Below are 18,750 nucleotides of genomic sequence, written 5' to 3' on the forward strand. Positions count from 1 at the left end.
AGCGCGCCCCATAAATGCCGCGCGTCATAAAACTGTCACCCAACTGTAGCATATGCATCATCAACAGCCTCTAGCAGACGTCCGAGGCCGGCTGCTCCGGCCCGCGAATTTACAAAATCCAGGAGACATAGATGTCCTTCACCAAACTTTCGACATCGGCTCTGGCCATTCTGGCCGTCGCTGCAACCGCCGCAAGCGCGCGTGACCAGGTTCAGGTCGCCGGTTCGTCGACCGTTCTGCCCTATGCTTCGATCGTTGCCGAAGCCTTTGGCGAAAACTTCGACTTCCCGACACCGGTCGTGGAATCGGGCGGATCGTCAGCCGGGCTCAAGCGGTTCTGCCAGGGCGTCGGCGAAGAGCACACCGATATCGCCAACGCCTCGCGCGCCATCCGCGAAAAGGAAATCAAGGCCTGCGCCGAAAACGGCGTCAGCGACATCATCGAAGTGCGCATCGGCTATGACGGGATCGTGTTTGCCAGCCAGCTGGACGGCCCAGCCTATGACGCCTTCACCCCGTCGGACATCTTCAACGCGCTGGCCCCGAAGGTCCTGGTTGACGGCAAGCTGGTCGACAACCCGCACACCACCTGGTCGGACGTCAACGCAGATCTGCCCGCCCAGGACATCCTGGCCTTTATCCCCGGCACCAAGCACGGCACGCGCGAAGTGTTCGAAGAAAAAGTCGTCGCCGCAGGCTGTGAAGCCACCGGCGCGATGCAAGCCATGATCGACAGCGGCATGTCGCAGGACGACGCCGAAGATGCCTGCCTGGAAGTGCGCACTGACGGGCGGGCGGTCGACATCGACGGCGATTATACCGAAACGCTGGCATCGATCGACGCGAACGCCCACGCCATCGGCGTCTTTGGCTTGGCCTTTTACGAAAACAACACCGACAAGTTGAAAGTGGCGACCATGTCAGGCGTGGCCCCGACAACCGAATCGATCGCGTCGGGCGAATACCCGGTGTCGCGTCCGCTGTACTTCTACGTCAAGAAAGCGCACATCGGCGTGATCCCGGGCCTGAAAGAATACGCTGAATTCTTCATCAGCGACGAAATCGCCGGCCCCGATGGCCCGCTGGCCGAATACGGCCTGGTATCGGACCCCGACCTGGCAGCCACCCAGACGCGGGTTTCGGACGAACAGACCATGGGCGAAGGCATGTAAGCTGCCGCTGGCAACACCAGGGGCGGCGCGTTTCGCCGCCCCGATTTTTCTGTTAGATCCCGTTTCCAACTGACACCGACTTTTCCGGGGGCAAGATGCCGGTTCTTTGGCTTGTACTGATCGTGGCCGTAATTTCGGCTGCCGGCTATGTGATCGGGCGCACCCGCGCCGTTCAGAGCGCCGGTGGATCACTGCGCAAACTGCATTCGCTGCCGTCTTTCTATGGCGCGAACACGGCGATGAAAGCGGCGGTGCCGGCCTTGCTGGCCATGCTGGTCTGGCTGGTGGCCCAGCCGCTCTACATCAACAGTGCCGTGACCACCCTGATCCCGGATGGCGAAATCGCTGACGGGTCCAGCCGCGGGCTGGTCATGGCCGAGGTGCGCCGCACCGCGCGCGGGCTGGACAATGCCGTCGCGGGCGGGTTCATCACCGAAGAAATGGCCAGCAGCGGGCGCGCCGAGTTCTCTGATATGACGCGCCGCCTGAAAGAGGCCGGCCAGGTCGTGACCGGGAACATCACCCAAACCGTCCTGACCGCCGCGCAGGCCTATCGCAGCAAGGCCGCGACCGGCCAGATGATGATGTCCGTCGTCGTGATCGCGCTGGCGCTGGCCGGCGCGTTTTGGGGGCTGCGTGACGCGCATGCCGATTTTCGCGCCCGCAACACGGTCGAACGGGGGATCAAGGCCGTCCTGATCGCCGCTGCCTCTATTGCTATCCTGACCACGATTGGGATCATTTTATCGTTGATCTTCAACACGATCGAATTCTTTCGTCTCTATCCTGCGTCCGAATTCTTTACCTCGCTTGAATGGGCGCCCAGCTTTTCGGGGCGGGGCGGCGCGTCGAGCCTTGGGGTGCTGCCGCTGCTGTGGGGCACGCTCTATATCTCGCTTGTCGCGCTGCTGGTGGCGGTGCCTATCGGGCTGTTTTCCGCCGTCTACCTGTCGGAATACGCCAGCAGCCGGGTGCGTTCGATTGCCAAGCCGCTCTTGGAGGTGCTGGCCGGCATCCCCACCATCGTCTACGGCCTTTTCGCCCTGCTGACCGTCGGGCCGCTGTTGCTGGCCGTGTTCGGCGACAGCACCGGGCTGGGCTGGATGCAGGGCCAGCGCGCGGTGATGACCGCGGGGCTGGTCATGGGGGTCATGCTGATCCCCTTCGTCAGTTCGCTGTCCGATGACATCATCAACGCCGTGCCCCAGACCATGCGCGACGGATCCTACGGGCTGGGCGCGACCAAGTCCGAAACCATCAAGCAGGTGATCCTGCCCGCCGCCCTGCCCGGCATCGTCGGCGCCATCCTGCTGGCCGCCAGCCGGGCCATCGGCGAAACCATGATCGTGGTGATGGGCGCAGGCGCCGCCGCCCGCCTGTCGCTGAACCCGTTCGAAGCGATGACCACCGTAACAGCCAAGATCGTCAGCCAGCTGACCGGCGACAGCGACTTTGCATCGCCCGAAGCGCTGGTGGCCTTTGCCCTTGGCATGACGCTGTTCGTGCTGACGCTGGGGCTGAACGTTCTTGCCCTTTATATCGTGCGCAAATACCGGGAGCAGTACGAATGACCGACGCGACCCAACCCGCAACATCGTCGCTGTTGGTGCAGGACGCACGCACCCGCAAGCGCAACGGATCGGAAACCCGATTCCGCATGTACGGCGTGGCGGCCATTTCGACCGGGCTGTTGTTCCTGGTCGTGCTGGTCAGCTCGATCCTGTACAACGGGCTGCCGGCCTTTCAGCAAACGTTCATCACACTGCAGGTGGATTTGCCCGAAGCCAAACTGGACAAATCCGGCACCCGCGACATCGAGGTGATGAAAAAGGTGTCGACCTTTGGCTACAACCCGCTGCTGGACGCCGCGATGGTCAAGACGCTAGAGGGCCACGGGATCGAAAACCCCTTTGCCAAGGCCAAGGACCTGCGCAAGATCCTGTCAGCTTCGGCCGCCGCCGATCTGCGCGACACGGTGCTGGCCAACCCCGCGCTGATCGGCACCACTCAGGAATTCAAACTGCTGACCTCGTCGCGGGTCGACGGTTACCTCAAGGGCCGGGTGACGCGCGAAAGCGTTGCGCGCGACAAGAACATCGACGCCGAGCATTTCGACATCGTAGACCAGTTGCGCAAAGACGGAACCGTCAAAAAGACGTTCAACTGGGGCTTTATCTTTGGCGCCGACGCATCGGAAAGCCGCCCCGAGCAGGCCGGGATCGGCGTGTCGATGATCGGCTCGTTCTTCATGATGCTGGTGGTGCTGGTTCTGGCGCTGCCGATCGGTGTCGCCACGTCGATCTACCTGGAAGAATTCGCGCCACAAAACCGCTTTACCGACGTCATCGAGGTGAACATTTCCAACCTTGCGGCGGTGCCATCTATCGTCTTTGGCATCCTGGGCCTGGCCGTGTTCATCCAGTTCGCCCACCTGCCCCAGTCGGCCCCGCTGGTCGGGGGCCTTGTGCTGACACTGATGACCCTGCCGACCATCATCATCTCGACCCGCGCCTCGCTCAAGGCGGTGCCCCCGTCCATCCGCGAGGCCGCGCTTGGCGTCGGCGCATCCAAGATGCAGACCGTGTTCCACCACGTATTGCCGCTGGCCATGCCCGGCATCCTGACCGGCACCATCATCGGCCTGGCCCAGGCGCTTGGCGAAACCGCGCCGCTGCTGCTGATCGGGATGGTCGGGTTCATTGCCTCGAACGCACCCGAAACGCTGGCCGACGGGTTTCTTGCGCCCAATTCGGCGATGCCCGCCCAGATCTATGAATGGGCCAAACGCGCCGATCCGGCCTATTATGAACGCGCCTGGGGCGGCATTGTCGTGCTGCTGGTTTTCCTGGCTACAATGAACATCCTGGCGGTCCTTTTGCGCCGCCGTTTCGAACGCCGCTGGTAAGGAGGCGACATGATGAAAGATACCACAGACACACGCATGGTGAGCGACACGCTTGGGACCAAGATCTCGGCGTCCGGGGTACAGGTGTTTTATGGCGACACCCATGCGATCAAGGACGTCAATGTCGACATCCAGGACAAGACCGTCACGGCCTTTATCGGCCCGTCGGGCTGCGGCAAGTCGACCTTTCTGCGCTGCCTGAACCGGATGAACGACACCATCCCCATCGCGCGGGTCGAAGGCCAGATGCTGCTGGACGGCGAAGATATCTACGACCCCCGCGTCGATCCGGTGCAACTGCGCGCCAAGGTCGGCATGGTGTTCCAAAAGCCCAACCCGTTCCCCAAGTCGATCTACGACAACATCGCCTATGGGCCACGGATCCACGGGCTGGCCGGGACCAAGGGCGAACTGGATGAAATCGTTGAAAAATCCCTGCGCCGCGCCGCCATCTGGGACGAGGTCAAAGACCGCCTGGACGCCCCCGGCACGGGCCTGTCGGGCGGCCAGCAACAACGCCTGTGCATCGCGCGCGCCGTGGCGACCGAACCCGAGGTGCTGCTGATGGACGAGCCGTGCAGCGCGCTCGATCCCATCGCCACCGCCCAGGTCGAAGAGCTGATCGACGAGCTGCGCCAGGACTATTCGGTGGTGATCGTCACCCATTCGATGCAACAGGCCGCGCGCGTCAGCCAGAAAACCGCGTTCTTTCACCTGGGCAACCTGGTCGAATACGGCGACACCGGCCAGATCTTTACCAACCCCGAAGACGAACGCACCGAAAGCTACATCACCGGCCGCATTGGGTAACATCATGATCTCACAACATATCGTCACTTCGTTTGACAACGAACTGGAAGCCATCCAGGCCAAGGTCATGAAAATGGGCGGGCTGGTCGAAGCCGCCTTGCGCGACAGCGCCCATGCGTTGGAAACCCACGACACGGAACTGGCCGAAAAGGTCCGCAAAGGCGATCGCGTGATCGATGAAATGGATGTCAGCGCCAAATCCGACGCGGCGCGGCTGATCGCCTTGCGCTCGCCCACCGCGGTGGATTTGCGGGTGGTGCTGGCCGTCATGGAAATCTCCAGCCACCTTGAGCGCTGCGGCGATTATGCCAAGAATATCGCCAAGCGCACGGCCGTGCTCAGCCAGGCCGGCGAAATCAACGACACCGTCCGTTCGCTGCGCCGCATGGCCACCTTCGTCGAGGTGATGCTGGCCGACGCGCTGGACGCCTTTATCCAGCGCAACGTGGACATGGCGGCCGAAATCATCGAACGCGACCACGAAGCCGATCAGATGTACAACACGCTGTTCCGCTCGCTGCTGACCCACATGATGGAAGACCATCGCAACATCACCGCCGGGATGCACCTGCACTTCATCGCCAAGAACATCGAGCGGATCGGCGACCACGCAACGGGCATTTGCGAACAGACGATCTATCTGGTCACCGGCGACTTGCCCGACGATGATCGCCCCAAGGGCGACCGCACCACCCAGGTATTTCCGGAGTCAGACGAATGAGCGATCTGCAACCGTCTGTTCTGGTGGTCGAAGACGAACCTGCGCAACGCGAGGTGTTGGTGTACAACCTTGAAAGCGAAGGGTTTCGCGTGATCAAGGCCGCCGACGGCACCGAGGCGCTGTTGCTGGCGGACGAAGAAAAGCCCGACATCGTTTTGCTGGACTGGATGCTGCCGGGCACCAGCGGGATCGAGGTCTGCCGCCAGATCAAGATGAAGCCTGCCCTGCGTATGACGCCGGTGATCATGATTTCGGCCCGCACCGAGGAAGTCGACAAGGTGCGCGGGCTGGAAACCGGGGCGGACGATTATGTCACCAAGCCCTATTCGGTTCTGGAACTGCTGGCGCGGGTCAAAACCCAGTTGCGCCGCTCGCGCCCCGCATCGGTGGGCGAGCGGTTGAATTTCGAAGACATCCTGCTGGACAGCGAAACCCACAAGGTGTTTCGCGGCCAGAACGAACTAAAGCTGGGCCCCACGGAATTTCGCCTGCTGAGCACGTTCATGGAAAAACCCGGCCGGGTCTGGAGCCGCGAGCAACTGCTCGACCGGGTCTGGGGGCGCGATATCTACGTCGATACCCGCACCGTCGATGTGCATATCGGACGCCTGCGAAAAGCGCTCAGCCGCCACGGGGGCGACGATCCGATCCGCACCGTGCGCGGCGCGGGATATGCGCTTGGCTAGATCAGTGGACTGACAGGCCGGGCTGGCAGGCTGGGCCGTCACGGCATGCCGAAACCACGCGCGTCAGGCGGGTCAACCAGATCACCGACGACAAGACCCGGAAGTTCCTGCGCAACGAATGGCGCCGCCCCGCGCGGCATACCGAACTCATAATCGCGATTCCGCCGGCGAAGCCACTTGATGTTGCCGCGATGTTGCAGGGGCCCCAGAACAACGATGACCGCCTTAACAGACGGCTTTCAATACATTGATCTGTAGGTGATAAATGGTGCCCCCACACGGACTCGAACCGCGGACCTACTGATTACAAATCAGTTGCTCTACCAGCTGAGCTATAGGGGCACTGGGGGGTCATTTACGCGGTTGCGCGCGCGTGCGCAAGAGGGTCGCGCGGGCGGACATGGCTCTTTGCAGAACCTTGTCTGGCGGCGCATCGGCATCGACACAGATCACGCCCGGTTCGCCCGCCTCTGGAAGCTCAAGCGTGGCCAGTTGGCTGTCCAGCAGCGCGCCCGGCATGTAGTGATCGGTGCGCGCCGCCATGCGGGCCCGGATCGTCTGTGCATCGCCCGTCAGCATCACCATGACCACGTCGGGTCCGGCCAGCAGCGCCCGGTACGCGGCCTTGAGGCCCGAGCACGCGACCACCACATCGCCCCGCGCCGCTGCCTGTTCGGCGGCCGCGCGCACCGTGGCCAGCCAGGGCACGCGCATCGCATCCGTCAGAGGTTTGCCCGCGGACATGCGGGCGATATTTTCTGCGGGGTGATAATCGTCGCCTTCCAAAAGGCGTGCCCCCAACTGGCGGGCCATGGCCTTGGCTACAGTGCTCTTGCCGACGCCCGACACGCCCATGACATAGGTGATGGTCACGTCAGATCGCTGGCGTGCTCCGAACGCGCCATCAGCACCACCGCCACCAGCCCGACGCCAATGACCAGCATGGCCGCGGGTGCGGCCTGCCCGATCTGTTCCAGTGATGCCTTTTCATAGACCCGTGTGGCCAGCGTGTTATAGTTGAACGGGCGCAAAAGCAGCGTGGCTGGCAGTTCCTTGACGCAATCGACAAAGACCAGCAGCAGCGCGGTGCCGACCGATCCGCGGATCAGCGGCATGTAGATCCGGCGCAGTGTTCCCCCGGCGCTTTGGCCCAGCGACCGCGCCGCCCAGCCCAGCGATGGCGCGACCCGCCCCATGGCCGAATCCGCCGCGCCCTGCGCGATCGCGAAGAACCGCACGCAATAGGCATAGATGATCGCAAAGCTGGTCCCGGTCATGAGCAGGCCCGGATCATAGCCCGTCAGCGCCTGCACCGCGTCGGCAAACGCATTGTCAGTCGCCGCCATCGGGATCAACAGCCCCACCCCCAGCACCGCCCCCGGTGCAGCGTAACCCAGCGTCGTCGCGGGGAGCAAAAGACGCGGCAGCCGCCGCCCTGACAGGCGCACCCCATAGACCATGATCAACGCGGCCAGCACCGTCAGGACCGCCGCGATCCCGCCGACCGTCAAGGTGTTGACAAAGGCTTGGGCCAAGCCGGCATCGACCCAGTAGTCGGGATGGCGCAACGCATGGCTGAGGATGACCCCCGTGGGCAGTACAAACCCGACAAGGAACGGAATCGAACACAAACAGGTGGCCAGCCAGCCGCGCCAACCGGTCAAGGCCACCGGCACCACCGGCCGCGCGCTACGCGAGCCGCCGTGATACCGCGCCCGCCCCCGGCTGGCCTTTTCCATGCCCAGCAATAGCAGCACGATCAGCAGTACCACCCCCGCGATCTGCGCCGCCCCGCCCGCATTCGAGGTTTCCAGCCAGGTCGAAAAGATGCCCGTGGTCAGCGTCTGCACCGCGAAATAGCTGACGGCGCCGAAATCGCTGACGGTCTCCATCATCACGATTGCCACGCCAGCCACGATGGCGGGGCGGGCCATCGGCAGGCCGACACGCCAGAACCGTGCGAAAGGACCGGCGCCAAGGGCGCGCGCCACCTCGTATATGTTGCCCGATTGCTCGCGAAAGCCCGCGCGGGCCAGCAGAAAGACGTAAGGTGTCAGCGCCGCCGACAGAACCACGATGGCCGCCCACATCGACCGGATTTCGGGGAACCAGTAATCGCGCGAGTTGCGCCAGCCGAACGCCTCGCGCAGCGCCGTCTGCACCGGCCCGGCGTATTCCAGAAAATCGACCAGCGCATAGGCCCCGACATAGGCCGGGATCGCCAAGGGCAAAAGCAGCAGCCATTGCAGCATCCGCGACAGGGGAAAGCTGTACATCACCACCAGCCAGGCCGCCCCGGTGCCGACACAGGCCGATACAACCGCCACCGACCCCGCCAGCATCGCCGTCGAGGCCAGGTAGCGCGGCAAGGTCGTGGCAATCAGGTGGGGCCATATGTTTTCGGTCGGGTTCAACGCAATCCACGCCACCGACAGGATCGGCAACAGCACAAGCAACGCGATCAACGCCGCCACGAGCGACCAACCACTGCTGCCCACGCGCCGCGCGCCCGATGCGACAGGCGACTTGCCCATGTGCGTGTTCTGCTCGACCATTCCCGACGCTTAGGCCAAACTTAATTGCCTGTCCAGACAAGCCGGTGTAGGGAAAGACACCCCCAGCCATCAAGGGGCGGAAAGAGCATTGGGCAGGACCACCGGCGATATGAAAATCGCAGCGCATATCGGGTTTCATGCAACGGACGCAGATCAGCTTTTGGCCTCGCTGCGCAAATCGCGACGCTTGTTCACCCGCGAAGGCATCGCCCTGCCCCCGGCCAACACCTATCGCACGCTGTTGGTGGAAACGATGAAGCTGCTGCGCGGCCAGCCCGCCGCCCCGGAAACCGAAGACATGCTGATCGACGCCATGGTCGGGACTGAAACGCCCGAGCGGCTGATCCTGAGCTATGACAAGTTCACCTGCGCGATCTCGAACGTGTTCATGAAGGGCGAATTGTACCTGCGCGCGCCCGAAAAAATAACCTGGCTGCGCAACTGCTTTCCCAGCCACGAGGTCGAATTCTACATGGCGCTGCGCAACCCGGCGACCTTCATTCCGTCGCTGATGAAACTGCCGCGCAACCCGATCCCCTATACCGAAATGCTGCACGGCGCGCGCCCTGAGGATATGCGTTGGCTGCACACGATATCGAACATTCGCGCCGCCAATCCCGACGTGCCGCTGACCATTTGGGCCTACGAAGACCTGCCCCTGATCTGGACCGAACTGCTGCGCGAGATCGCCGGCCTGCCCCCCATGACCCCGGTGATGGGCAGTTTTGACGGTATTCGCCAGATCATGGAACCCGAAGGCATGGCCCGCCTGCGCGCCTATCTGAGCGAAATCCAGATGGCGAACGAATTGCAGCTGCGCCGTGTTTTGTCGGCCTTTTTGGACAAATACGCCAACAGCGACGCGCTGGAAGAAGAAATCGACCTGCCGGGCTGGGACCACGCGCTGGTCGATCAGGTCACCGAGACCTACGAAGACGATCTTCTGGAAATTGCCCGGTTGCCGGGCGTGAACGTCATCACGCCCTGAGGCACGGGGCGTCAGGTGCGTCAGGCGCGTCAGTCGGCGCCAGCGGCCTCGCGCGCCAACTGGTCAAGCAGGGTCTCGACCTCTTGCATGGGACCTGCGGGCATGGTCCGATAGCCGACCGTCACCTCGTCGCTGCCGGACATCTGGCTGACGAAAATATCGTAGGGGCAGAAGCGGATGTTGGTGGGATCGGCCTCCATCACCTTGCGTGACAAGGTGGCCGAGCAGAACGACAGCACATCCGCCGCTTCGAACAGAACCACGTCCGAGCCGACGTCTTCGCGGGTCCGCTCCAGCATCTCGCCGACATGGCTGACATGATCGACCACCAGCCCCTGGCCAATGATTGCATTTTCCAGGGCGAAAACCGTGTCGTCGAAACTGTCGACGGACGAATAGGTGACCATACCGTCACCCTGCGCGGCCGAGGCGGCCAGGACGAAGGCGGTGGTGATGGCGGTGAAGGCGGTCGATACTGTGGTGGCGCGGTACATGAACCCTCTCAATCCCCGGCGGGCCGGGCTGTATACGTTCGCCCCGATACCCTAGCGCGGCGGCGCGGGCTGCGTCACCTGCCGAGTTTGGCGCAGGCGGCAAGGCGCTGATCGGGCACTGGCGAACTTACATGCCAAGCGCTTCCTTGTACATCTCAAGCACCGCTTCTTCTTCGGCAATGTCGTTGCTGTCGCGTTTGCGCAGCGCGATGACCTTGCGCATCACCTTGGTGTCATAGCCGCGCCCCTTGGCTTCGGCCATGACCTCTTTTTGCTGGTCGGCTATGTCTTTCTTTTCCGCCTCAAGGCGTTCATAACGTTCGATAAACTGACGCAGTTCATCGGCGGTTACGCGGTAGGTGCTGTCGCTGCTGGTCTCGTCCATTCGGGCCTCCGGGTGGTTCGCTCACGTGCTTTAGCGCCCTGATTAAGGCCGGGGGCGGCGACGCGCAAGGTCTTGCGGGGCGGGGCGGCCCGCGCTAGGGCGTCCCGCGCAGGATCGCGAAAGGAAATGTCTATGGAATGGTTGGTAACAGCGGGCGCCGTGCTGTCGGTGCTGGGTCTGATCGGGATCGTCTACTGCATCGCGATCGCCATGAAAATAAGACGCTCGGACGCCTCGGACGACGAAATCCGCGCGCGGCTGAAGGGGCTTGTCGCGATCAATCTGGGCGCGTTCTTTTTGTCGGCGTTTGGGTTGATGCTTGTTGTCTTCGGCGTCATCCTGACCTGATCAGCCCACCTGGTGCGAAAACCGCTGCCCGTTCTTGATCAATTCGCGGATCATCGGCGCGGGCGTATAGAGGTCGGGCGCATTGTCCTGCAGGCTGCGCAGCGCATTTTCCAGTTGCAGCAGCCCCCATTGGTCCGCCGCTTTCATCGGCCCGCCCTTCCATGCCGGAAAGCCCAGCCCGAACACCGCCCCGACATCGACCGAGGCCACCCCCGGCACGGCGCCGGTTTCCATCATGCGCGCCCCTTCGTTGACCATCGCGGCAAGACAGCGGCGCTGGATTTCCCCCCGCCCCAGCGGGCGCGGTTCGATGTCCTGCCCGGCGCGATAAGCCTGCAGAATGTCCAGCGTTTGCGCATTGTCGGCCGGCGGGCCCTTTTGCGCGCTGGCGGCCAGCCAGCCGGCGGCCACGCCGCGCCCGGTCTGGCCGCCATCGACCAGCACCTGCGCCATGGCCAGGCCACGCGCCTTGGGCGCATAGGCCTGCCGCTGTGCCAGCACGGTATCGACCCCGAGCGCATCGATCCCTTGAAACACACCGCGCGAAAACCCGAACCGCTGCAAGGCGATATCCACATCCGCCGGGCTTGCGCCCTCTTCCACGCAGACATGCGCCGCGCCGTGCAGCGCTTCTTTCAGACGCTCGCAAATCAGGCCCGGCTTGCCGGCGCACTGGACGGCCTGCTTGTTCAGCGCGCGCACCAGCGCCATCGCGCGGGCGGCGGCATCGGGGGCACATTGGGGCAGGATGCTGATTTCAACCATACGCATCAGATGGGCAGGCGCGTGAAAGCGCATGCCGACCAGGCGGGATGGGTCGGGCAGCGCCGCCGCGATCGCGGGCATGTCCAGATACACCGTCTTTGTCACCAGCGTGGCGCCCTCGGCCATGGCCGATTGCAGCGCAGACAGAACGTTGACCTTGGCCGGTTCCGTTTCGGCCACGGCCTCGATCCCCAAATCAGCGCCCTCGGCCAGCGACAGCCCCGGCCCCAGTGCCAGCCGGTCGAGCGATCCTTGCGCGTCTTGCGCTGTGATCTGGCCGCGCCCATGCGCTTGGGCAAACACCCGGCGGATGCGGGCAAGGGCCTTGTCGCGCAGCGGTTCCTGCGCTTCGATCAGCGCCACGTCGATCCCGGCATTCAGACACGCAATGGCCAACCCCTGCCCCAGGCCCGATGCCCCGATGATGGCGACCTTGCGCGGGGGGGCGGCCTTGGGCAAGGCGGTGGGCGGGCGCGCTGCCAAGGGCTCGCAGGCGGCAAGATGGTGCAGCGCCTGGGATTGTTCACCGGCCACGGCGTCGTCGAACGCGGCGCGTTCAAAGTCCATTCCGCCCTCGAACGGCAACAACATCGCGGCCTCGACGCAATCCACGATGAGACCGGGGGCATGCAGGCGGGTGGCCTTCAGGCCTGCCCGCCGCTCGGCAATCGCCGCAAGGGCGTCCGGGCCTTCGTCAAGCAGCGCTTCGGCATCGCGGGCACGCGTGGGGGCGGAGCCTGCAAGCTCGCGGGCGACCCCTGCAGTGACCTCGGACAGATCCGTGCGCGACACCGTGTCGACCAGCCCGATTTTTTCGCCCCGCGCGGTGCCGATGGCTTGCCCGGACAACAACACATCCAACGCCGCGCCCGCCCCCACGATCCGTGGCAGGCGCTGTGTGGCCCCGCCCCACGGCGGCACGCCCAGCGTGATCTGCCGTGCGGCAAACCGGGTGCCACGTTGTGAAACGCGATGATGACATGCCAGCGCCAGGTCCAGCCCGCTGCCAAGGACCTGCCCCTGAAGCGCCGCGATGACAGGAATGGGGAATTCTTCGATCAGAGCGCACAAATCCGCCAGGCCCGGCGCATCGCCGTCGATCGCCAGGCCGCCCGGCCAGCCGCCCGGCCCGGACATCAGCACAACTACCCGCACATCCGCCGCGCCGCGCAAACGGTCCAGCGCCGCCCACAGCGCGGCCCGCAGCGCGCCGTCCAGCGGCGTGATCGCATCGGCCCGGCCCGGCAAGGCCACCGTCGCGACGCCATCCGCTAGTGTCGGCTGCAACCTGTCACGCATGATCTGTCCCCTGGCCAATCTTGTTCGGCCCCGTCCCACGACTATCTGGGGGAATGCGCCGCGACAGCGCAAGCCCTTGTTCGCCTTGGGCGCAAACCGATGGAAAGGCGTGGCATCAGCGCGCCACCGTGGGCCGGTTTCGCGACCAAAGCCCCCTTTTCTTTGCCCCGCGTGCGGGCTATCCCATGGCCCATGACGAATGTTCTGGATCGCATCAAGGCCTACAAGCTGGACGAGGTCACCGCCGCCAAGGCCGCGCGCCCCATGGCCCGCATCGAAGAGGCCGCCCGCGCCGCCGATGCCCCGCGCGGCTTTGCCGCCGCCCTGCAAACTGCCGCCAAGACCGGTTACGGCCTGATCGCCGAGGTCAAGAAAGCCAGCCCGTCCAAGGGGTTGATCCGGCCCGACTTCGACCCACCCGCCATCGCGCGCGCCTACCAGGCCGGCGGGGCCACTTGCCTGTCGGTGCTGACCGACACGCCGTCGTTTCAGGGCGCGCCGGACTACCTGATTGCGGCGCGCGCGGCAGTCAGCCTGCCCGTCCTGCGCAAGGATTTCATGTATGATCCCTATCAGGTCGCCGAGGCGCGCGCCTGGGGCGCCGATGCAATCCTGATCATCATGGCCTCGGTCGAAGACACCCAAGCGGTCGAACTGGAAGACGCCGCCTTGGGCTGGGGCATGGACGTGCTGGTCGAAGTGCATGACGAGGATGAATTAGAGCGCGCCCGCGCACTGAAATCCCCCCTGCTGGGGGTGAACAATCGCAACCTCAAGACCTTCCAGACCACACTGGACACCACCCGCCGCCTGGCCGCCCTGGCCGAACCGCAACGCACGCTGGTCTGCGAAAGCGGGCTGAGTGGTCCGCAGGATCTGTCCGACATGGCGCAGGTGGGGGCGCGCTGCTTTCTGATCGGCGAAAGCCTGATGCGGCAAGACGACGTTGAAAGCGCCACCCGCGCGATCCTGGCCAACCCGGTAGCCGCCTGATGGCCGGGCTGACCCATTTCGACGGCGACGGGCACGCGCATATGGTCGATGTGTCCGACAAGACCGTGACCAACCGCATCGCCACGGCCGAAGGGCACATCAAGATGCGCCCCGAAACGCTTGAAATGATTACAGAAGGACGCGCCAAAAAGGGTGACGTTCTGGGCGTTGCGCGGCTGGCTGGCATCATGGGGGCCAAGCGCACCGCAGATCTGATCCCGCTGTGCCATCCGCTGCCGATCACCAAGGTCGCGGTTGAACTGACGCCCGACCCCGCGCTGCCGGGTGTGCGCATCTGCGCCACCGTCAAGACCACCGGCCAGACCGGCGTCGAAATGGAGGCGCTGACGGCCGTGTCCACCGCCGCCCTGACCGTGTATGACATGGTAAAGGCGGTCGAAAAGACGATGGAAATCGGTGGCATCCGCGTCACCCTGAAGGACGGCGGCAAATCCGGCCGCTATCAGGCCGAATGATCAGCGTTGAACAGGCGTTGGCGCAGATCTTTGATCTTTGCGCGCCGCTGGGGCAAGACACCGTGCCGCTGGCCAATGCCGCAGGGCGGGTGCTGGCCGAACCGGTGCGCGCCCGGCGCGATCAACCGCCTTTTCCCGCCTCGGCCATGGATGGCTATGCCATTGCCTGCGATCCCGCGCCGGGCCAGCAGTTCACGGTGATCGGTGAATCCGCAGCCGGGCACAGGTTCGACGGCACGATCAGCGGCGATCAAGCGCTGCGCATCTTTACCGGCGCGCCCGTGCCACCCGGCGCCGTCCATGTGGTCATCCAAGAAGATGTGACGCGCGCGGGCGATCGGATCACCATTCTGGACAGTCTGGGAAACGGGCCGAACATTCGCCCGGCCGGCAATGATTTTGCCACCGGCGATACGCTGGAGGCGCCGCGCCGACTCAGCCCCTCGGACGTGGCATTGCTGGCGTCGATGAACGTGCCGGACGTGCCCGTGCGGCGTAAACCGGTGGTCGCGATCATCGCGACGGGGGACGAACTGGTCATGCCCGGTGAAACCCCCGGCCCCGACCAGATCATCGCGTCAAACAGTTTCGGTCTGAAAGCCTTGGTCGAAGCAGAAGGCGGCATCGCGCGCCTGCTGCCGATCGCCAAAGACACGCCGGCATCGCTGAAACTGGTGCTGGACCTGGCGCGCGGCGCCGACATGGTGGTGACGATCGGCGGCGCGTCGGTGGGCGATCATGACATCGTGGTTGATGTGGCCGCCGACCTGGGCCTGCAGCGCAGCTTCTACAAGGTGGCCATGCGCCCGGGCAAACCGCTGATGGCTGGACGGCTGGGTGATGCGGTGATGATCGGCCTGCCCGGCAACCCGGTGTCGGCCATGGTGTGCGGGCATGTGTTCTTGCTGCCAGCGCTGCGCGCCTTGATGGGCTTGCCCGCCGCGCCAGCACCGCGCCGCCGGGCCGCGCTGGCCTGCGATATCGCGGCCAATGGCCCGCGGGAACATTACATGCGCGCCGCCATCGGTCCCGATGGGATCACGCCGAACCCGCGCCAAGACAGTGCGTTGCTGTCTGTCCTGTCGGACGCGGGCGCCCTGCTGATCCGCCCACCCGGCGACGGGCCGCGCAAGGCGCGTGAGATCGTGGAATTCATCAGCATTTGACACCACCTAAGGCGCGCCCTGCGGCCAAGCCCCGGGTTTCCTTGCCCAAAAGTTGACACATATAGGGAACGTGTATAGAACATAAACCGAACGAACCTGAAAATGGGCCGCCCGGAAAAGGGGATTGAGCAGATGTTGACCAAGAAACAGCTGGACCTTTTGGAATTCATCCACAAACGGATGCAGCGCGACGGGGTGCCTCCGTCATTTGATGAAATGAAAGAGGCGTTGGACCTGCGCTCAAAATCCGGCATCCACAGGCTGATCACGGCGCTTGAGGAACGCGGTTTCATCCGCCGTCTGGCCCATCGTGCCCGTGCGATCGAGATCGTCAAACTACCTGAAAGCCTGGGCGGGCAACCGCAGTCGGGCTTTACCCCCCGCGTCATTGATGGCGACAAACCCGATCAGCCGCGCGCCGGCATCGCGGTCGACGCCTCGGGGGCGGTCAATCTGCCGATCATGGGCCGGATTGCGGCCGGCGTGCCCATCGAAGCGATTGCCGACGGGGCCCAGAACGTCAGTGTTCCCGGCGGCATGGTTTCGGGCAGCGCCAATCACTATGCGCTTGAAGTCAAAGGCGATTCCATGATCGACGCCGGCATCAACAACGGCGACGTCGTGGTGATCCGCGAGACATCGACCGCCGAAAACGGCGATATCGTGGTGGCGATGGTCGACGGGTATGAAACCACGCTCAAAACGTTTCGGCGCAAGGGCAATTCGATCGCGCTGGAAGCGGCCAATCCGGCCTATGAAACGCGCGTCTTTCCCGATGACCAGGTCAAGGTACAGGGCAAACTGGTCGGGCTGATCCGGACCTATTGATCCCGCACATCAATGGCCGCGCTCCAGGGCGGCCAGTTTGAAGGGGCCGGCGCGCGATGCGCGGGCCTCTTTCGTGTTCCAAAGGCGCGCGCCCGCCACGTCGCGCGCGGTGACGATCTGGCCGCGCCCATCACGCAACCAGATACCGACCGCACCGGTCTGGCGCAGGGTCGTCGGATCCATCACGGTGCAGTTGGCGGGAACCTGATTTTTCGAAACGCTGGTCACGACGACGATATCAACCTCGGCGCAGGCGGCGGCGATCCGCTCGCGCGCCCCGCGTCCGGACAGGTGGGCCAGGTGCAAGTCACCGACCTGCCATCGGATATCGCCCTTTGCGCCGTCAAACCCGTCCCGCCCCGACGCCACAGACTGGGCGACCCCGTCGCCGTCGTTTTCCAGCCAGCTTTGCGCAGCGAACCCGCTGCCCTTGGGTTTCGACAGCGCGCGGCCGTGTTCCGTCATGACCCCGACCAGCCCGCCATCGGGCGAAATCAGGGCCACCGGCCGCTCGCTGAGCACCCAGAGCGCCAGCCCCGCCACGACCGGCACAACCCCAAGGCCGCGCGCGGCCCCGCCCCGCCAAAGCGCCAGCCAGAGCCCGCCAAGGGCGATCAGCGGCAACGCCCAGATCATCGGGCTATGCACATGGGTGATCGCCCCTTGCAGGCCCGATACCCAATAGGCCACCCCCATGATCCAGGCGATCGCCGGTTTCATGATCCAGAACCCAACCACCGACAGGCCCAGCGGCCAGAGCACCGCCGCGATGACCGCGCCGGGCATGACGACCGCGCCCATCAGCGGCACGGACACCAGGTTGGCGATCAGGCCATAATCGGCAATCCTGTTGAAATGGGCCGCCGCCACGGGGGCCGTCGCAATGCCAGCCACGGCTGATGATATCACCAGCGTGGCCACGGGCCGGGCCCATTTGGGCAGCCGCGGCCCCTGACGATCGCGCAGCCAGGCGAACACCGCGACCAGCGCCGTGGTGGCCGCAAAAGACATCTGGAACCCGGGCTCGGTCAGCACCTCGGGGCGCAGCGCCAACACGATCATAGCGGCCAGCGCCACCGCCCGCAGCGTCAGCGCGCGCCGGCCCAACATGACCGCAACCAGCATGACCGACGCCATGATAAAGGCCCGTTCGGTGGCCACGTTGCCGCCCGAAAGCGCCAGGTAAAACGCGCCCGCGGCCAGAGCCAGACCGGCCGCGATCTTGCGCGGTTCGGCCGGTAGCGTCACGCGCAGGCTCATAGCAGCAAGCAAAAAGGTGCCGGCGGAAAACACAATGCCGGTCAACAGCCCCATGTGCAGGCCCGAAATAGCCAGCAAATGCGCCAGGTTCGATCCGCGCAGCGCCGCCATCGCATCGCGCGACATTCCCGACCGGTCGCCTGTCAGGATCGCCGCCGCGAACGCACCGCCTTCACCGGGCAGTTGCGCCTGCACGCCTTGCGATATCCGGGTGCGCAGACGCGCGATGGCCAGGGCCGCGCGCGCTTCGGGATGGGCCGCCAACAGCGCGGGCGAACGTGTGTACCCCACCGCGCCCAACCGGTCGAACCAGGCCATGCGCTGGAAATCAAAGCCCCCCGGCTCGACCGGGCCTTCGGGCGGGCCAAGATGCGCAGTCAGCACCACCCTCTGGCCCGGCGCGGGATCCAGATAGCCCTGCTGGCCGTGCAACGACACGCGCACCCGGGCGGGCGTGCGCGCCGGCGCGACATCGCGCAGCACGACACGATCCAGCGTCAGCCGCACCTTGTCCGACACCGACCGGTCGACATGAACGATCCGCCCTTCGACCGGGCCATAATACCGAAATTCCAGCACCGGGGCCTGGACCGTATGGGCCCGCAGCCCCGCCAACAGGAACCCGGCCCAGAACACGCAGACCATCATCATCACAGGTGTGAACCGCGGGTCGAATCGCCGCATCGCGACGACCACATAGCCCAATGTCAGCGCGCCCCCCGCATAGGCCCGCCAGCCCGGTTCAACAGGGGCAGAGAAATAGGTTGCGATCCCGCAGGCCATGCACACCGGCAACCACGGGAACATATGCCCGCGCTGCTGTTCCAGCCGTTCGACGATCCACTGTGCCGGGCGCACCCTTGTTTCCCTTTTCGCGATTGAATATGCCTTGGCGCACG

At 64.6% G+C, this 18,750-nt stretch carries 18 protein-coding genes and 1 tRNA gene; 12 read left to right on the forward strand and 7 right to left on the reverse strand.

Annotated elements, in window-relative coordinates; translation table 11 throughout:
* The first annotated feature begins 131 nt into the window (after positions 1–131).
* From ACP2AV_RS08635 to phoB, 6 genes are all read left to right on the forward strand, one after another.
* A complete protein-coding gene (locus tag ACP2AV_RS08635) occupies positions 132–1,172 on the forward strand; it encodes a substrate-binding domain-containing protein (RefSeq protein ID WP_426372279.1) in 1,041 nt (346 codons plus the stop codon).
* A 95-nt stretch (positions 1,173–1,267) separates the two neighbouring features.
* The gene (gene pstC / locus ACP2AV_RS08640; protein WP_426372280.1) at positions 1,268–2,743 is read left to right on the forward strand and encodes a phosphate ABC transporter permease subunit PstC; all 1,476 of its coding nucleotides are present in this window, start codon (positions 1,268–1,270) and stop codon (positions 2,741–2,743) included.
* Positions 2,740–4,077, forward strand: coding sequence for a phosphate ABC transporter permease PstA (gene pstA / locus ACP2AV_RS08645; protein ID WP_426372281.1), 1,338 nt, complete (start codon positions 2,740–2,742; stop codon positions 4,075–4,077). The genes pstC and pstA overlap by 4 nt, the downstream gene beginning before the upstream one ends.
* Positions 4,078–4,089: 12 nt before the next feature.
* On the forward strand, positions 4,090–4,887 hold the full coding sequence (gene pstB / locus ACP2AV_RS08650; RefSeq protein ID WP_426372477.1) for a phosphate ABC transporter ATP-binding protein PstB: 798 nt from the start codon (positions 4,090–4,092) through the stop codon (positions 4,885–4,887).
* Positions 4,888–4,891: 4 nt separating this feature from the next.
* The gene (gene phoU, locus ACP2AV_RS08655; protein ID WP_426372282.1) at positions 4,892–5,608 is read left to right on the forward strand and encodes a phosphate signaling complex protein PhoU; all 717 of its coding nucleotides are present in this window, start codon (positions 4,892–4,894) and stop codon (positions 5,606–5,608) included.
* Complete coding sequence (phoB, locus tag ACP2AV_RS08660) at positions 5,605–6,294, forward strand: phosphate regulon transcriptional regulator PhoB (protein ID WP_426372283.1); 690 nt, start codon at positions 5,605–5,607, stop codon at positions 6,292–6,294. Before phoU ends, phoB begins: the two co-directional genes overlap by 4 nt.
* Positions 6,295–6,560: 266 nt before the next feature.
* Here phoB and ACP2AV_RS08665 read toward each other — a convergent pair.
* The 3 genes from ACP2AV_RS08665 to ACP2AV_RS08675 form a co-directional block, all read right to left on the reverse strand.
* A tRNA-Thr gene (locus ACP2AV_RS08665) sits at positions 6,561–6,636 on the reverse strand.
* 9 nt (positions 6,637–6,645) lie between these two features.
* Entirely contained in the window at positions 6,646–7,167 is a 522-nt protein-coding gene (locus tag ACP2AV_RS08670; protein ID WP_426372284.1) for a gluconokinase, read from the reverse strand.
* The gene (locus tag ACP2AV_RS08675) at positions 7,164–8,828 is read right to left on the reverse strand and encodes an ABC transporter permease (protein ID WP_426372478.1); all 1,665 of its coding nucleotides are present in this window, start codon (positions 8,826–8,828) and stop codon (positions 7,164–7,166) included. Before ACP2AV_RS08675 ends, ACP2AV_RS08670 begins: the two co-directional genes overlap by 4 nt.
* A gap of 130 nt (positions 8,829–8,958) precedes the next feature.
* On the opposite strand from ACP2AV_RS08675, the gene ACP2AV_RS08680 reads away from it, so the two are divergent.
* Positions 8,959–9,837: a hypothetical protein gene (locus tag ACP2AV_RS08680; protein WP_426372285.1), complete on the forward strand. Its 879-nt coding sequence runs from the start codon at positions 8,959–8,961 to the stop codon at positions 9,835–9,837.
* Positions 9,838–9,866: 29 nt separating this feature from the next.
* Here the strand turns inward: ACP2AV_RS08680 and ACP2AV_RS08685 are convergent, their stop codons facing one another.
* Together ACP2AV_RS08685 and ACP2AV_RS08690 are read right to left on the reverse strand one after the other, a co-directional pair.
* Positions 9,867–10,331 carry a DUF302 domain-containing protein gene (locus ACP2AV_RS08685; RefSeq protein WP_426372286.1) on the reverse strand — a complete coding sequence of 155 codons (465 nt, stop codon included), beginning with the start codon at positions 10,329–10,331 and terminating at the stop codon, positions 9,867–9,869.
* 127 nt (positions 10,332–10,458) lie between these two features.
* Positions 10,459–10,716 carry a DUF2312 domain-containing protein gene (locus ACP2AV_RS08690; RefSeq protein ID WP_426372287.1) on the reverse strand — a complete coding sequence of 86 codons (258 nt, stop codon included), beginning with the start codon at positions 10,714–10,716 and terminating at the stop codon, positions 10,459–10,461.
* 132 nt (positions 10,717–10,848) lie between these two features.
* On the opposite strand from ACP2AV_RS08690, the gene ACP2AV_RS08695 reads away from it, so the two are divergent.
* Positions 10,849–11,064 (forward strand): hypothetical protein, encoded by a 216-nt coding sequence (locus ACP2AV_RS08695; protein WP_426372288.1) that lies wholly within the window; start codon positions 10,849–10,851, stop codon positions 11,062–11,064.
* On the opposite strand, the gene ACP2AV_RS08700 is transcribed toward ACP2AV_RS08695, so the two are convergent.
* The gene (locus ACP2AV_RS08700) at positions 11,065–13,128 is read right to left on the reverse strand and encodes a 3-hydroxyacyl-CoA dehydrogenase NAD-binding domain-containing protein (protein WP_426372289.1); all 2,064 of its coding nucleotides are present in this window, start codon (positions 13,126–13,128) and stop codon (positions 11,065–11,067) included.
* A 192-nt stretch (positions 13,129–13,320) separates the two neighbouring features.
* On the opposite strand from ACP2AV_RS08700, the gene trpC reads away from it, so the two are divergent.
* The 4 genes from trpC (at position 13,321) to lexA (ending at position 16,591) form a co-directional block, all read left to right on the forward strand.
* Positions 13,321–14,121 carry an indole-3-glycerol phosphate synthase TrpC gene (gene trpC / locus ACP2AV_RS08705; RefSeq protein WP_426372290.1) on the forward strand — a complete coding sequence of 267 codons (801 nt, stop codon included), beginning with the start codon at positions 13,321–13,323 and terminating at the stop codon, positions 14,119–14,121.
* Positions 14,121–14,597 carry a cyclic pyranopterin monophosphate synthase MoaC gene (gene moaC, locus ACP2AV_RS08710; RefSeq protein WP_426372291.1) on the forward strand — a complete coding sequence of 159 codons (477 nt, stop codon included), beginning with the start codon at positions 14,121–14,123 and terminating at the stop codon, positions 14,595–14,597. Before trpC ends, moaC begins: the two co-directional genes overlap by 1 nt.
* Positions 14,594–15,763: a molybdopterin molybdotransferase MoeA gene (locus tag ACP2AV_RS08715; protein ID WP_426372292.1), complete on the forward strand. Its 1,170-nt coding sequence runs from the start codon at positions 14,594–14,596 to the stop codon at positions 15,761–15,763. The genes moaC and ACP2AV_RS08715 overlap by 4 nt, the downstream gene beginning before the upstream one ends.
* Positions 15,764–15,895: 132 nt before the next feature.
* Positions 15,896–16,591 carry a transcriptional repressor LexA gene (gene lexA / locus ACP2AV_RS08720; RefSeq protein ID WP_426372479.1) on the forward strand — a complete coding sequence of 232 codons (696 nt, stop codon included), beginning with the start codon at positions 15,896–15,898 and terminating at the stop codon, positions 16,589–16,591.
* A gap of 9 nt (positions 16,592–16,600) precedes the next feature.
* On the opposite strand, the gene ACP2AV_RS08725 is transcribed toward lexA, so the two are convergent.
* Entirely contained in the window at positions 16,601–18,709 is a 2,109-nt protein-coding gene (locus tag ACP2AV_RS08725) for a ComEC/Rec2 family competence protein (RefSeq protein ID WP_426372293.1), read from the reverse strand.
* Positions 18,710–18,750: the final 41 nt, after the last annotated feature.

The sequence above is a fragment of the Aliiroseovarius sp. PTFE2010 genome, from assembly GCF_049943335.1.
In the GTDB taxonomy this organism is placed as follows: Bacteria; Pseudomonadota; Alphaproteobacteria; order Rhodobacterales; family Rhodobacteraceae; genus JBNFVY01.

Coding starts and splice junctions, on each gene's coding strand:
- ACP2AV_RS08680 (WP_426372285.1), top strand. CDS start 8,959: ATGAAAATCGCAGCGCATATCGGGTTTCATGCAACGGACGCAGATCAG.
- lexA (WP_426372479.1), top strand. CDS start 15,896: ATGTTGACCAAGAAACAGCTGGACCTTTTGGAATTCATCCACAAACGG.
- ACP2AV_RS08700 (WP_426372289.1), bottom strand. CDS start 13,128: ATGCGTGACAGGTTGCAGCCGACACTAGCGGATGGCGTCGCGACGGTG.
- phoU (WP_426372282.1), top strand. CDS start 4,892: ATGATCTCACAACATATCGTCACTTCGTTTGACAACGAACTGGAAGCC.
- ACP2AV_RS08685 (WP_426372286.1), bottom strand. CDS start 10,331: ATGTACCGCGCCACCACAGTATCGACCGCCTTCACCGCCATCACCACC.
- moaC (WP_426372291.1), top strand. CDS start 14,121: ATGGCCGGGCTGACCCATTTCGACGGCGACGGGCACGCGCATATGGTC.
- phoB (WP_426372283.1), top strand. CDS start 5,605: ATGAGCGATCTGCAACCGTCTGTTCTGGTGGTCGAAGACGAACCTGCG.
- pstB (WP_426372477.1), top strand. CDS start 4,090: ATGAAAGATACCACAGACACACGCATGGTGAGCGACACGCTTGGGACC.
- ACP2AV_RS08675 (WP_426372478.1), bottom strand. CDS start 8,828: ATGGGCAAGTCGCCTGTCGCATCGGGCGCGCGGCGCGTGGGCAGCAGT.
- pstC (WP_426372280.1), top strand. CDS start 1,268: ATGCCGGTTCTTTGGCTTGTACTGATCGTGGCCGTAATTTCGGCTGCC.
- trpC (WP_426372290.1), top strand. CDS start 13,321: ATGACGAATGTTCTGGATCGCATCAAGGCCTACAAGCTGGACGAGGTC.
- ACP2AV_RS08690 (WP_426372287.1), bottom strand. CDS start 10,716: ATGGACGAGACCAGCAGCGACAGCACCTACCGCGTAACCGCCGATGAA.
- pstA (WP_426372281.1), top strand. CDS start 2,740: ATGACCGACGCGACCCAACCCGCAACATCGTCGCTGTTGGTGCAGGAC.
- ACP2AV_RS08695 (WP_426372288.1), top strand. CDS start 10,849: ATGGAATGGTTGGTAACAGCGGGCGCCGTGCTGTCGGTGCTGGGTCTG.
- ACP2AV_RS08635 (WP_426372279.1), top strand. CDS start 132: ATGTCCTTCACCAAACTTTCGACATCGGCTCTGGCCATTCTGGCCGTC.
- ACP2AV_RS08715 (WP_426372292.1), top strand. CDS start 14,594: ATGATCAGCGTTGAACAGGCGTTGGCGCAGATCTTTGATCTTTGCGCG.